8 protein-coding genes and 1 pseudogene are annotated in these 13,651 nt (G+C 69.4%); 4 read left to right on the top strand and 5 right to left on the bottom strand.

Annotation, left to right across the window (positions count from 1 at the left end; all coding sequences use genetic code 11):
- Positions 1-14 precede the first annotated feature (14 nt).
- Together Q0X16_RS03390 and hrpA are read right to left on the bottom strand one after the other, a co-directional pair.
- A complete protein-coding gene (locus Q0X16_RS03390; RefSeq protein ID WP_297830662.1) occupies positions 15-2,060 on the bottom strand; it encodes a bifunctional (p)ppGpp synthetase/guanosine-3',5'-bis(diphosphate) 3'-pyrophosphohydrolase in 2,046 nt (681 codons plus the stop codon).
- 186 nt (positions 2,061-2,246) lie between these two features.
- Positions 2,247-6,263 (bottom strand): ATP-dependent RNA helicase HrpA, encoded by a 4,017-nt coding sequence (hrpA, locus tag Q0X16_RS03385; RefSeq protein ID WP_297830642.1) that lies wholly within the window; start codon positions 6,261-6,263, stop codon positions 2,247-2,249.
- Positions 6,264-6,355: 92 nt separating this feature from the next.
- On the opposite strand from hrpA, the gene Q0X16_RS03380 reads away from it, so the two are divergent.
- Complete coding sequence (locus tag Q0X16_RS03380; protein ID WP_297830641.1) at positions 6,356-6,895, top strand: Dps family protein; 540 nt, start codon at positions 6,356-6,358, stop codon at positions 6,893-6,895.
- Between the two features lie 63 nt (positions 6,896-6,958).
- Positions 6,959-7,957, top strand: a complete 999-nt coding sequence (gene dusB, locus Q0X16_RS03375) for a tRNA dihydrouridine synthase DusB (RefSeq protein WP_297830639.1) — start codon at positions 6,959-6,961, stop codon at positions 7,955-7,957.
- Here dusB and Q0X16_RS03370 read toward each other — a convergent pair.
- Positions 7,903-8,961: a metal-dependent hydrolase gene (locus Q0X16_RS03370; RefSeq protein ID WP_297830637.1), complete on the bottom strand. Its 1,059-nt coding sequence runs from the start codon at positions 8,959-8,961 to the stop codon at positions 7,903-7,905. The two genes, dusB and Q0X16_RS03370, sit on opposite strands and share 55 nt — an antisense overlap.
- A 124-nt stretch (positions 8,962-9,085) precedes the next feature.
- On the opposite strand from Q0X16_RS03370, the gene metK reads away from it, so the two are divergent.
- Positions 9,086-10,297, top strand: coding sequence for a methionine adenosyltransferase (gene metK, locus Q0X16_RS03365; protein ID WP_297830636.1), 1,212 nt, complete (start codon positions 9,086-9,088; stop codon positions 10,295-10,297).
- A gap of 383 nt (positions 10,298-10,680) precedes the next feature.
- Here the strand turns inward: metK and Q0X16_RS03360 are convergent.
- Positions 10,681-11,088: pseudogene (locus Q0X16_RS03360) on the bottom strand (TlpA disulfide reductase family protein); the annotation flags it as partial.
- 156 nt (positions 11,089-11,244) lie between these two features.
- Here Q0X16_RS03360 and Q0X16_RS03355 point away from each other — a divergent pair.
- Positions 11,245-13,125 carry an ATP-binding cassette domain-containing protein gene (locus Q0X16_RS03355; protein ID WP_297830634.1) on the top strand — a complete coding sequence of 627 codons (1,881 nt, stop codon included), beginning with the start codon at positions 11,245-11,247 and terminating at the stop codon, positions 13,123-13,125.
- 4 nt (positions 13,126-13,129) lie between these two features.
- On the opposite strand, the gene Q0X16_RS03350 is transcribed toward Q0X16_RS03355, so the two are convergent.
- On the bottom strand, positions 13,130-13,651 hold a 522-nt coding region (locus Q0X16_RS03350), incomplete at its 5' end, for a redoxin family protein (protein WP_297830632.1).

Genomic DNA, 13,651 nt, shown 5'->3' with positions numbered 1-13,651 from the left:
AGATCGGCATTGCCTCAATCCCGTCGCGCCGAACGCACGCCGGGCAACGACTCCAGCCGCGCCAGCAGCAGCGCCAGCTGGCCGAAATCCGCCACCCGCACGTGCAGCGCCACCCGCACGCGGCCGTAACCGCCGCGCTGCTGCTCCGAATGCAGGCTCAGCACGTGCACGCCGAGCTGGGCGACCAGGGTGGTGATGTCCTTGAGCAGGGCCTTGCGGTCGATGGCGTCGATCCGCAGCGCGACCGCCTGCCCGCCCTGTCGTGCGCCCCAATCCACCGGCAGCGCACGCGCCGGCTCCTTCGCCACCAGTCGATTGAAGGCCGCGCAGTCGGGACGATGGACGCTGACCCCGCGCGAACGGGTGAGGTAGCCGACGATCGGCTCGCCCGGCAGCGGCTGGCAGCAGCGCGCCACCTGCGCCAGCAGGTTGTCGACGCCCTGCACGGTGACGGTGCCGCCGCTGCTGCGGCTGGCGGCGTCCAGCCCTGCAGGCGCTGCCGGCGCGGGGGACGGCTCCGGCGTTTGCGCCGCGCGTTCCAGTTCCAGCAGGGCGCGACCGACCGCCCCCGGCCCGACGTCGCCCAGCGCGATCGCCACCAGCAGGTCATCGACGCTCGGAGCATTGAAGCGCGCCAGCACCGGCGTCAGGTCGGCGTGCAGCAGGCCCATCCGGCGCAGGTCGTGGTCGAGCAGCTCGCGCCCGGCTTGCAGGTTGCGCGCGCGGTCGAGCTTGTTGAACCACGAGCGCACCTTCTCGCGCGAGCGGCTGCTGGCGAGGAAGCCATTGCTGGCCACCAGCCAGTCGCGGCTGGGATCTGGCGCCTTGCCGGTGAGGATCTCGACCCGCTCGCCGGTGTGCAGCGCGTAGGTCAAGGGCACGATCCGGCCATCGACCTTGGCTCCGCGGCAGCGGTGCCCGACCATGGTGTGGACCTGGTAGGCGAAATCCAGCACGGTGCCGCCCTGCGGCAGATCGATCACCTCGCCCTTGGGCGTCAGCGCGTACACCCGGTCCTCGACCAGATCGCTGTCCACCCCCTGCAGCGGCGCCGCCTCGCCCTCGCGCGCGGCCTCGGCGGCCTGTTCCAGCAGCCCGCGCATCCAGGCGATGCGCTTGTCCATCGCCGCGCTCGCCGCGCTGCCGCCCTCCTTGTAGCGCCAGTGCGCGGCCACGCCCAGCTCCGACTGCGCGTGCATCTCGCGGGTGCGGATCTGGACTTCGACGGTCTTGCCTTCCGGCCCGATCACCGCGGTATGCAGCGAACGGTAGCCGTTGGGCTTGGGCCTTGCGATGTAGTCGTCGAACTCGCTGGGGATCGGCACCCACAGCGCGTGCACCAGACCGAGCACGGCGTAGCAGGCGGCCACGTCGTCGACCAGCACGCGCAGGGCGCGCAGATCGTAGAGTTCCTCGATCGGCAGCGCCTTGCGCCGCATCTTCTTCCAGATGCTGTAGATGTGCTTGGGGCGACCGGCGATATCGGCATCGATCCCCTGCGCGGCCAGCGCGTCGCGCAGGCGCGCCTTGACCCGCTCGATGTAGCGCTCGCGGCCCGTGCGGTTATCGTCCAGCGAACGCGCGATGTGCAGGTAATCGGCGGGCTGCAGGATGCGGAAGGCGAGATCCTCCAGCTCCCACTTCAGCTGGCCGATGCCCAGCCGATTGGCCAGCGGTGCGTGGATGTCGCGGGTCAGTCGCGCCAGCGCCTGCTGCTCGCCAACCGGCAGCCGCCACGCCGCGCGCAGCCGCGAGAGCTGGCGTGCCAGCACGATGGGGACCACCCGCAGGTCGCGCACCAGCGCCAGCAGCAAGCGGCGCATGCCTTCGGGGTTGCGCCCGCTGCCGTGGCTGCGGTGCAGCGCCCACACCCGGCTGGCCGCGCGCTGGCCCTCCAGCAGCGCCTGCAGCCGTTCCGGCACCGCGACGCCGGCCTCCTGCGCGTGCCTGCCAACATCCATCAGCGCATCCAGCAGCGTCGCGGCCAGCACCTCGGCATCGGCGTTGAGCGTGGACAGGATGGCGAGGGTATCGACCAGCACCTCGGGACGGTCGCGCATCGCCGCACCGGACTGCGCCTGGCCCAGCCACAGCTGCGCCAGCGCGACCGGCAGCGCGCCTTCCGGCAGGCGCGCCAAGGCGTCGTCATAGCGGATGGCTGTGGGGATCGCGGCCGCGTGCATGCGCTCTACAGTAGCCGGGCCGCGCGTGGCGGGCCAGTGATCGTGGCGACGGGAAGTGCGGCGTCAGGCGGGATGCAGGCGCTGGAGGCGGTCGCCGAGGCGTTTGAGGGAAACGCGACCCTTGACGGCAAGTTCCTGCGCGAACAGCTGCACCCGCAGCTCCTCCAATTCCCAGCGCAGCGCCCGGGCATCCGGGTCGCGCGGATCGGCGGCCGCCAGCGCATCGACGAAGGGTTTGAGTTCCAGCATCCGCGCCTGGTCCCTGACCGGATCGCGCTGGGCGCGTTCGGCGCGCAGGCCGAGTGCCTTCAACCAGCGCGGGTAGTCGGCCAGCGCGTCGGCCGGCGTGCTGCGCAGGAAGCCGGGCGCGACCAGCGCGTCGAGCTGGGCGCGCATGTCGTCGAGATTGGCGCGCGCCCAGCCGATCAATGTCGACTCCAGCCTGGCCCGCACCTCGGCCACCTGCGTGAGGATGGCCTCTGCCTGCGCGAGGCGGGCCATCGCCTCGCCGAACAGGGCCCGGCCGATGGCGTCGCGGCGCGCCGTGAAGGCGTCGGCGGCGCGCACCTGCAGCAGGTCGTCGGCGGTCAGCGTCGCGAACGCGCCGTCGACCAGATCGGCGCGCAGGCGGTCGGCGTCCTTCAGGCCATCCTTGCGCGGCGCATTCGATTCGATCGCCGCGTACAGCAGCGACAGCTTGGGCTGGATCGGCAGCTGCTTGCGCGCCTGCCGGCACTTGTCCGCGAGCGCAATCGCCAGCAGTCGGCGCACGCCCTGCGGGTGCAGGCGCTCGGCGAGTTCGCGATCGGCGTGCAGCGCCAGGGAGGCACTGTCGCCGTCGTCCTGCAAGGCGGGATAGGCGGGCACGCCGCCGGCACCGGGCACGCTGACGGGAACGGGGTGCGACGGAAAGTCGGTCAGGCCCGCCTGCGCCATGCCCTGCGCGGCGTGGCGGGCGAACGCATCGGCGGCGCGTCGGCCGAAGCGGGCGCGCAAGTCGGCGAGATCGCGTGATTCAGCCAGCACCGCCTTGCCGTCGAGCAGGCGCAGATTGGCGCACAGATGCGGCTCCAGCGCCGCCGCGTCGAAATCGGTCGCCGCCACCGCCACGCCAGAGAGTTTTTGCAGGAAACGCGCCAGCGCGCCCTCGATGCTGTCTGCCTCCGGCTGCGGATAGGCCTCGGCAAAGGCGCGGGCAAAGTCCGGAGCCGGAACGAAGTTGCGCCGCAGCGCCTTCGGCAGGGCCTTGATCAGCGCCGCCGCCTTGTCCTCGACGAAGCCCGGCGCCAGCCACGACAGCCGCGCCGGATCCAGCGCGCCAAGTAGGTGCAGCGGCACCGCCACGGTCATGCCGTCGTCCACCGCGCCCGGCTCGAAGCGGTAGAGCACGGCCAGCCGCGCCTCGCCCAAGGGCAAGTAGGCCGGGAAGCGCGCGGCATCGCTCTGGTCGGCCACCAGCAGCTCGTCGCGGCTCCACTCCAGCGCGGTCTTTCTGTCCTTCGACAGTTTCCCGTACCAAGCATCCAGCGCCTGCGCGTTGTGAACGTGCGGAGGAAGCCGGTCCAGATACCAGCGCGCCTGCCAGTCCTCGTCCACCACCAGACCGACGCGGCGCTGCTTGGCCTCTTCCTGTTTCGCCAGTTCCAGCGTGCGCAGGTTGCGCGCGACGAACGCGCTGCGGGTGTTGATCTCGCCGGTCAGCAGCGCCTCGCGCACGAAGATCGCACGGCTCTCCTCCGGAAACAGCGCGCCGTAGTGCACCGGCTTCTTCGGCGCCAGCACCAGCCCGAACAGACTGATCTGCTCGCTGCCCAGCACCCGCCCCTGCGCCCGCGACCAGTGCGGGTCGTGTTGGCGGCGCGAGAGCAGATGTGGCAGCTCGGCGATCACCCAGTCCGGCTCGATCGCGGCATTGGTCAGCGCCCAGACTTTTTCGGTGTCCAGCAGATTGGCCGACAGCAGCCACGGCGGCGGCTTGCTGGCCAGCTTCGAGCCGGGGAACAGCGCGAACTTGCGCCCGCGCGGGCCGTCGTACAGCCCCTTGTCACCGCGGTGGCCGATCTGGGTGGGCAGGCCGGCGAGCAGGGCGCGGTGGAAGGAAACGGGGTCAGGTTCAGTTTTCGCAGGAAGTGAACCTGACCCCGTTTCCTCGCACTGCAGCTTCAACTGACGGTGCAGCTCCCACCATTCGCGCAGGCGCAGGAAGCCGAGGAAGTGCTTGTCAGCCCACTTGCGCAGCTGCGACTGGGTCATCGCTTCGTGGGCTTCGCGATAGGCCCGCCACAGCTTGAGGATGCCGATGAATTCCGACTTGGGATCGGCAAACTGCGCGTGCGCCGCATCGGCAGCGGCGCGGGCGTCGGCCGGACGTTCGCGCGGATCCTGCACGCCGAGGAAGCTGGCGATCACCAGCACGTCGTCCAGCACGCCGTGGCCGCGCGCGGCCACCAGCATGCGCGCCAGCTTGACGTCGATCGGCAGCCTGGCCATCGCGCGGCCAACCGCGGTGAGTTTGCGCCGCGCATCGATCGCGCCCAGCTCGGCCAGCTGCTGCCATCCATCGGCAATCGCTCTGGAGTCGGGCGCCTCGAGGAACGGGAATTTCTCGATCTCTCCCAGCCCCAGCGCCAGCATGCGCAGGATCACGCCCGCCAACGCCGCGCGGCGGATTTCCGGATCGGTGAACTCGGCGCGCGCGGCAAAATCGGCTTCCGAATACAGCCGATAGCACACCCCCGGCGCGATGCGACCGCAGCGGCCGGCGCGCTGGTTGGCGCTGGCCTGCGAAATGTCCTCGACATGCAGGCGGTCGAGCTTCTGGCGCGGGCTGTAGCGCTTGACCCGGGCCTGCCCGGGGTCGATCACGTAGTGGATGCGCGGCACCGTCAACGAGGTTTCGGCGACATTGGTGGCCAGCACGATCCGCCGCTGCGAACCCGGATGGAACACCCGATCCTGGTCCTTGGCCGACAGTCGCGCATACAGCGGCAGTACCTCGGTGTGGCGGTATTTGCGCGATTCCAGCGCCCGATGCACGTCGCGGATCTCGCGCTCGCCGGGGAGGAAGATCAGGACATCGCCCAGGCCCTTCTCGCGTTGGATCTCGTCACAGACGGCGACGATGGCATCGCTGACGCTGCGCTCGCCCGCTCCTTCCAACGATTCCGCTGCCATCCTTGGCGAAACCTCGACGCCTTCGGGTCGCCCTGCCCGGCCATCCGTGGCCGGGCGTTCGCCGGCGCGGCGGACAAGTTGTCCGCCGGCACGCGCCGGCTCACCCAGCGGCCGATAACGCACTTCCACCGGATAGCCGCGCCCTTCCACGCCGACCACCGGCGCGCCGCCGAAGTGCTCGGCGAAGCGCGCCGTATCGATCGTGGCCGAGGTGACGATCAGCTTGAGGTCGGGTCGGCGCGGCAGCAGCTGCTTCAGATAGCCCAGCAGGAAATCGATGTTGAGGCTGCGCTCGTGGGCCTCGTCGATGATCAGGGTGTCGTACCTGGACAGCCGGCGGTCGGTCTGGATTTCCGCCAGCAGGATGCCGTCGGTCATGAACTTGACCGCGGTGGCCTCGCTGACCGCATCGTTGAAGCGCACCTGATAGCCGACCGCGCCGCCCAGCGGCACCTGCAGCTCTTCGGCCACCCGCTTGGCCACCGCGCGCGCGGCCAGCCGCCGCGGCTGGGTGCAGCCGATCATCCCCGCCGCGCCGCGCCCGGCCGCCAGGCACATCTTCGGCAGCTGGGTGGTCTTGCCGCTGCCGGTTTCGCCGGCGATCACCACGACCTGATGCCTTCGGATCAATTCGACGATGGCCTCGGCCTTGGCCGCGATCGGCAATTCCCCGACGACCTCCGCCTTGGGCAGCTGCGCGGCGCGGCGTTCGCGCTCTGCCACCGACGCCTGCAGGCGGGACTGGAACGCCTCGCGCAGGGCGGCATCCTCCGGATGCGCCTGCCACTTGCGCAGCAGCCCCAGCAGGCGGCCACGATCCTGGCACAGCGCCGCATCCACGGCGCGGCGCGCGGTGCGCGGCGTGGCCCGCTCGGCAGGCTTGCGATTGGCGTCGATCGGCCCCATGAATGGCTGGCAGCGGTTCTTTCGATTTCAGGTCGATGCGGAATCCGCGTATTGTCGCCGCTGCCCCCCTCCAATGTGGACAGGAGTTCGACATGGCCAACAGCAAACCCGCCAAATCCACGAAAAAGGCCAAGACGCCGCCTGCCGCCAGCGCGCCTGCGGTCGACATCGGCATCAGCGAGCGCGACCGCGGCACCATTGCCGGCGCGCTGTCGCACTTCCTTGCCGACAGCTACACGCTGTACCTGAAGACCCACAACTTCCACTGGAACGTGACGGGGCCGATGTTCAACACCCTGCACACCATGTTCGAGGCCCAGTACACCGAACAGTGGACCGCGCTGGACGAGATCGCCGAGCGCATCCGCGCACTGGGCTTCCACGCCCCCGGCAGCTACGCCGAATTCGCCCGTCTGGCCTCGATCAGGGAAGAACCCGGCATGACCGCGCCGCCGGCCTGGCACGAGATGGTGCAGCAACTGGTGGACGGCAACGAGGCAGTGTGCCGCACCGCGCGCGCCGCGCTGGAGGTCGCCGTCGACGCCGACGACGCACCGACCGAAGACCTGCTGACCCAGCGCCTGCAGACCCACGAGAAGTACGCGTGGATGCTGCGCTCGCTACTGCAGTAATCCCCGACTGACCCCCCGCGAACGGCCGCGCTGCGGCCGTTTCGCGTTGCGTAGAATGCGCGCATGCAGATCGGCCCCTACCGTATCGACCCCGAAGTGATCCTGGCGCCGATGGCGGGGGTAACCGACAAGCCGTTCCGGCTGCTGGTCAAACGACTGGGTGCCGGGCTGGCGGTGTCGGAAATGACCACCTCCGACCCGCGCTTCTGGCACACCGCCAAGTCGCGCACCCGCATGGACCACGCCGGCGAACCGGAGCCGGTCAGCGTTCAGATCGCCGGCACCGAACCGTCCGTCATGGCCGATGCAGCGCGCTTCAACGTCGACCACGGCGCGCAGATCATCGACATCAACCTTGGCTGCCCGGCGAAGAAGGTCTGCAACGTTCTGGCCGGCAGCGCGCTGATGCGCGACCCGCCGCGGGTCGCCCGCATCGTCGCCACCGTGGTCGCCGCGGTGGACGTGCCGGTGACGCTGAAGATCCGCACCGGCTGGGACGCCGCGCACAGGAATGCGCTGGAGATCGCGCGCATCGCCGAGGGTGCGGGGATCCGGGCGCTGGCGATCCACGGCCGCACCCGCGACCAGCACTACGCCGGCCACGCCGAATACGACACCATCGCCGAAGTGAAATCGCGCCTGCGCATCCCGGTGATCGCCAACGGCGACATCGACTCGCCGCAGAAGGCCGCCTTCGTGCTTCGCCACACCCAGGCCGACGCGGTGATGATCGGCCGCGCCGCGCAGGGCCGGCCGTGGCTGCCGGGCGCCATCGCCCACTATCTGGCCACCGGCGCCCTGCGCCCGGAACCGACGCCCGCCGAAGTCGGGCGCATCCTGCTGGAGCACCTGCGCGCCCTGCACGCTTTCTACGGAGAGGAAGCGGGCGTGCGCATCGCCCGCAAGCACCTCGGCTGGTACGCCAAGGATCGCCCCGAGAACGCCGCTTTCCGCGCCGTGGTCAACCTCGCGCAAAGTAGCGACGCGCAGCTGCGCCTGACCGCCGATTATTTCGACGCGCTGGCCGCGGGCGTCACGCCGGAGCTGCCCGTCGCCGCCTGAGCCGGCCGCCAGATGCGCACCCAGATCGCATCCCAGAGCACGCCGGGATCGGCAGGCTCGCCACGCAGCTGCTGCGGGGGCATCGACACCCAACCGACGCCGGAGCGACGCGCCACCGCGAAACGGAAAAAGTAGTCGCCCTCGCTGCCCATCCGCAGATCGTCCAGCACCAGCACGTCATCCTGCGCCTGCGCGCAGACGAAGCCGCGGGTGAACCATTCCAGTCTCTGCACCGCGGGCAGCGCGCGCGTTTGCGCCAGCGCGGCCTGATCGCAGCGGTGCGGCACGAAGACCATCGGCCCGCGATCGGCCACCAAGGAGCGGAAGCCCTCGACGTAGCCGTCCGGCGTCATCGCCACCTCGCGCCACAGCAGGGTCGTCAGCGGCATCGGCACCGAGAAACGCGGCGCATCGGCCAACCCCATCTGCGCAAGGCTGGCGCCCGCCTGCCGTTCGATGAGCGTCTTGGCCGCCAGCGACCAGCCCAGATAGCCCACGCCCAGCGCGATCCCGCAGGCCAGCACCGGCGTACCCCAACGCCGCGCGCCGGCGACCAACGCCAGCGCGAACGCCAGCAGCCACGGCAGGGTAAACAGCGGATCGACGATGAACAGGCTGCTCCACATCAGCGGTCGCAGCGGCAGCGGCCACAGCAGTTGGGTGCCGTAGACGGTGAAGGAATCCAGCAGCGGATGCGCCATCATGCAAACGAAGATCGCCCACCACCAGCGCCGCGGCGCCTGCGCCACCCGCCCGCCACGGCGGCGGAAGAACGCCCACAGCGCCCAGGCCACGAACGGCAGCACCAGCCACGAATGAGTCGCGGCGCGGTGCCAGGTCATCCTCTGGACCGGATCATCGGAAAGCAGCAACAGCGGAATCACGTCGAGATCGGGCAGCGTGTTGATCGCCGCGCCCGCCAGCAGGGCCGCGCGCCGGTGCGCACGCGGGGCGATGGCGGCGGCAATCACGCCGCCATAAAACAGATGGGTGATGGAATCCATGCCGCGATGCTAACCGCAGCCCCGCCTCGGGCAATCGTGGGTGAATGGGCGCATGATGCACGCCGGCGCGGATGACGGTATCATGCGCGCCCATCTTTCCATCCGAATACAAGGATATAAAGCGATGTCGAGCTACCTGTTCACCTCCGAATCGGTGTCCGAAGGCCATCCGGACAAGGTCGCAGACCAGATCTCCGATGCGGTGCTGGACGCGATCATTGCCCAGGACAAGCACGCCCGCGTGGCCTGCGAAACGCTGGTGAAGACCGGCGCGGCGATCGTGGCCGGCGAAGTCACCACCTCGGCGTGGGTGGACATCGAGGCGCTGGCGCGCAAGGTGATCAACGACATCGGCTACGACAATTCCAACGTCGGCTTCGACGGCCACACCTGCGCCATCATCAACATGCTCGGCAAGCAGTCGCCCGACATCAACCAGGGCGTGGACCGCAAGAAGCCCGAGGATCAGGGCGCCGGCGACCAGGGCCTGATGTTCGGCTACGCCTGCAACGAGGCGCCGGAATACATGCCTGCGCCGCTGTACTACAGCCACCGGCTGGTGGAACAGCAGGCCAAGGTGCGCAAGAGTGGCAAGCTGAAGTGGTTGCGCCCGGACGCCAAGTCGCAGGTGACGCTGCGCTACGACGGCCACAAGGTGCTCGGCCTCGACGCCGTGGTGCTGTCCACCCAGCACGATCCGGACATCAAGCACAAGGATCTGGTCGAGGCGGTGCGCACCCACATCCTCGCCCCGGTGCTGCCGGCCAAGTGGCTGGACGCGCTGCCCAAGAGCAAGATCCACATCAACCCGACCGGCAAGTTCGTGATCGGCGGCCCGGTGGGCGACTGCGGCCTGACCGGGCGCAAGATCATCGTCGACACCTACGGCGGCATGGCCCGCCACGGCGGCGGCGCGTTCTCCGGCAAGGACCCGTCCAAGGTCGACCGCTCGGCCGCCTACGCCGCGCGCTACGTGGCGAAGAACATCGTGGCCGCCGGCCTGGCCGACAAGTGCGAAGTGCAGGTCAGCTACGCCATCGGCGTGGCCCAGCCGACCTCGATCTCGGTGACCACCTTCGGCACCGGCAAGGTCGGCGACGACGTGATCGAGAAGCTGATCCGCGCCCACTTCGACCTGCGTCCGTACGCCATCTCGCGCATGCTCGACCTGCTGCACCCGATCTACCAGCCCACTGCCAGCTACGGCCACTTCGGTCGCAAGCCCAAGCAGGTCAGCTACACCGACGGCGCCGGCAAGAAGCAGACCGCCACCGCCTTCTCGTGGGAAAAGACCGACAAGGCCGAGGCGCTGAAGAAGGCGGCGAAGCTGAAGTAAGCCGCATCAGGGCGACAGCGCGACACCGACGGGCCGCAGCGATGCGGCCCGTTGTTTTTGGTCTCCGCCACCCTTGCCGGGATGGGGTTCGCAGCGAATGCCCTCCGCCATCGGCTTGTGCCGATGGCTCCTCCTTGATTTCGCTGCGAACCCCATCCCGTCAAGGGCTGCCACTGAGCATGCGGCAGGCAGCTAAGAACCCGCATCGGAAACGCAGTTTTCCTACGCCCATATTCCGCAATGCCCAACCATACCCGGCTCCCGTCAGACCCGCCCATTGCGCGAAATCAAGGAGGAGGCAGCAACCGAAGGTCGATGCCGGGAGACATTCGCGCAAAGGGCAGGCCCTCCGGAATGCCGCGAAAGTGCCGCAACCCGTAAAACTACCCCGCCTCCCCCAGCAGCACCGCAATCTCGGCGCCCAGCACCAGATCTTCCACCTGACCGAAGAACTGCCGGCGCAGCCGCCCTTGCTTGTCGATCAGCAGCAGCGTCGGTGTGCCGCGCATGCCATAAGCGGCCATCGTGCGCGGGATCGGCCCCGCGTCAGACGGCGCGTCCACACCCACCGGAAAATCAATCCGGTACTCGTGCAGGAAGGCCTCCAGCGCCACCTCGGTCATCGCCGCGTGGTGCTCAAACACCGTATGCAGGCCCAGCACCGCCACTTGTTCTTCGGCGAACAGCCGCCGCACCCGCTGCGCCTGCGGAAGTCCGTGCGAGACACAGCCGGGGCACAGCATCTGGAACGCCTCGATCACCACCACCTTGCCGCGCAGCGCGTCCAGCGTCGGCGGGGTGGGCGCGTTGAATCAGCGCAACGCCTGCAGTTCTGGTGCCATCGGGTCTGCGTTCATGGGCATCGAATCCGCTCCGGGAGGCCACAGTGTGCATGCCCGCCGTGACGGCGTCGCAAAGGCAGCGCCGTCACCCGATAAAATGCGCATATGCCCCTTCTCCAATTCCAGAACGCCGACTACAGCGTCGGCGGCCCGCTGCTGCTCGAACAGGTCAACCTGAGCATCGAACCGGGCGAACGCGTCTGCATCGTTGGCCGCAACGGTGCCGGCAAGTCCACCCTGATGCGGCTGATGGCCGGCGACATCAAGCCCGACGACGGCGAGCTGCGCGTGCAGAACGGCGTGGTGGTGGCGCGGATGGCGCAGGAAGTGCCGCAGGCCACTGAAGGCAGCGTGTTCGACGTGGTGGCTGAGGGACTGGGCGATCTTGGCGCGCTGTTGGTGCGCTTCCACCACGCCGTGCACGACGGCGACATGGCTGCGATGGCGGCGGCGCAGGCGCAGATCGAAGCGCAGCACGGCTGGGATCTGGACCGGCGTGTGACACAGGTATTGGAACGACTGGAGCTGCCCGCCGACAGCGAATTTTCCGCGCTCTCCGGCGGCATGAAGCGGCGCGTTCTGCTGGCGCAGGCACTGGTGCGCAACCCCGACATCCTGCTGCTGGACGAACCCACCAACCATCTGGACATTGAGGCGATCGACTGGCTGGAGGGCTTCCTCAAGTCGTTCTCCGGCAGCATCGTCTTCGTCACCCACGACCGCAGCTTCCTGCGCCAGCTTGCCACCCGCATCGTCGAAATCGACCGCGGCCAGCTCACCAGCTGGCCCGGCGACTACGACAACTACCTGCGCCGCCGCGAGGAGCGCCTGCACGCCGAAGCGCAGGAGAACGCGCGCTTCGACAAATTGCTGGCGCAGGAGGAAGTGTGGATCCGGCAGGGCATCAAGGCCCGCCGCACCCGCAACGAAGGCCGCGTCACCGCGCTCAAGGCGATGCGCCGCGAACGCGCCGAACGCCGCGAGCTGACCGGCAAGGTGAAGATGGAGGCCGCCGCCGCGCAGGCGTCGGGGAAGAAGGTCATCGAGATGGAGGGCGTGTCGCAGGCGTTCGGCGACAAGGTCATCCTGCGCGACGCCTCGGCCACGATCCTGCGCGGCGACCGCGTCGGCATCATCGGCCCGAACGGCGCCGGCAAATCCACGCTGCTGAAGCTCCTGCTGGGCGAACTGACGCCCGACGCCGGCAAGGTGGCGCTGGGCACGAACCTGCAGATCGCCTATTTCGACCAGCACCGCAGCCAGCTCGACGAATCGCGCAATGCGCTGGAGAACGTGGCCGGCGGGCGCGATTTCGTGGAGATCAACGGCAGCCGCAAGCACGCCATCGGCTACCTGCAGGAATTCCTGTTCTCGCCGGAGCGCGCGCGCGCGCCGATCACTCGCCTGTCCGGCGGCGAGCGCAACCGCCTGCTGCTGGCGCGGCTGTTCGCGCAGCCCTCCAACCTGCTGGTGATGGACGAACCGACCAACGATCTCGACGTGGAAACGCTGGAGCTGCTGGAGGAATTGCTGCTGGACTACAGCGGCACGCTGCTGCTGGTCAGCCACGACCGCGACTTCCTCGACAACGTCGTCACCGGCACGCTGGCGCTGGAAGGCGACGGCCGGCTGGGCGACTACGTCGGCGGCTACACCGACTGGCTGCGGCAGCGGCCGGCACCCGCCACCGCGACGACCCCGGCCGCGGCCCCGCCCGTCGCGGCCTCCGCTGCCTCGGTGCCGCCCGCCGCAGCGCCGGCTTCGGCGAAAAAGAAACTCAGCTACAAGGACCAGCGCGAACTGGAGCTGCTGCCCGCGAAGATCGAACAGCTGGAAACCGACATCGCCGCGCGCAGCGCCGCCATGCAGGACCCGGCGTTCTACCGGCAGGACGCCGCCGCCCAGCAGCGCGCGAATGCGGAACTGGCCGCGCAGCAGGCCGAACTGGACGCCGCCTACGCGCGCTGGGAAGCGCTGGACGGCTGAGCCGTCAGCCGCAGCTGCCGTCCACGCTGCAGGCCGCTCCGCTGGCGCTGGCCGGCGGTGCCTCGCCGATCAGCTGCGCGATCTGCGCGCCCAGCGCCAGGTCGTCCACCTGGCCGAAGTGATGCTGACGCAGGCGGCCGGCGCGGTCGACCAGCAGCAGCGTGGGGGTGCCGCGCATGCCGTAGGCGGCCATGGTGCGCGGGATCGGGCCGGTCTCGGACGGCGCATCCACGCCCACCGGGAAGCCGATCCGGTATTCGTGCAGGAACGCCTCCAGCGCTACCGGCGTCATCGCCGCATGGTGTTCGAACACGGCGTGCAGGCCGATCACCTCCACGTCTTCGCGCGCGAACAGCTGCCGCACCCGCTGCGCCTGCGGCAGCCCGTGCGAGACACAGCCGGGACAGAGCATCTGGAACGCCTCAACCAGCACTACCCGGCCGCGCAGCGCAGCCAGCGACAGCGGCGCGGGCGTGTTGAACCAGCGCAAAATCTGCAGCTCGGGGGCGGTTTGAGTCCTCATCGG

Source organism: Thermomonas sp. (genome assembly GCF_025993755.1).
In the GTDB taxonomy this organism is placed as follows: domain Bacteria; phylum Pseudomonadota; class Gammaproteobacteria; order Xanthomonadales; family Xanthomonadaceae; genus Thermomonas.
This window is presented reverse-complemented; position numbering and strand designations above follow the sequence as displayed.

What these genes read in the sequence shown, in the direction of transcription:
- Q0X16_RS03390 (WP_297830662.1), bottom strand. Translation starts at nt 2,060, where the DNA reads ATGCGCGACCGTCCCGAGGTGCTGGTCGATACCCTCGCCATCCTGTCC.
- dusB (WP_297830639.1), top strand. Translation starts at nt 6,959, where the DNA reads ATGCAGATCGGCCCCTACCGTATCGACCCCGAAGTGATCCTGGCGCCG.
- hrpA (WP_297830642.1), bottom strand. Translation starts at nt 6,263, where the DNA reads ATGGGGCCGATCGACGCCAATCGCAAGCCTGCCGAGCGGGCCACGCCG.
- Q0X16_RS03380 (WP_297830641.1), top strand. Translation starts at nt 6,356, where the DNA reads ATGGCCAACAGCAAACCCGCCAAATCCACGAAAAAGGCCAAGACGCCG.
- metK (WP_297830636.1), top strand. Translation starts at nt 9,086, where the DNA reads ATGTCGAGCTACCTGTTCACCTCCGAATCGGTGTCCGAAGGCCATCCG.
- Q0X16_RS03370 (WP_297830637.1), bottom strand. Translation starts at nt 8,961, where the DNA reads ATGGATTCCATCACCCATCTGTTTTATGGCGGCGTGATTGCCGCCGCC.
- Q0X16_RS03355 (WP_297830634.1), top strand. Translation starts at nt 11,245, where the DNA reads ATGCCCCTTCTCCAATTCCAGAACGCCGACTACAGCGTCGGCGGCCCG.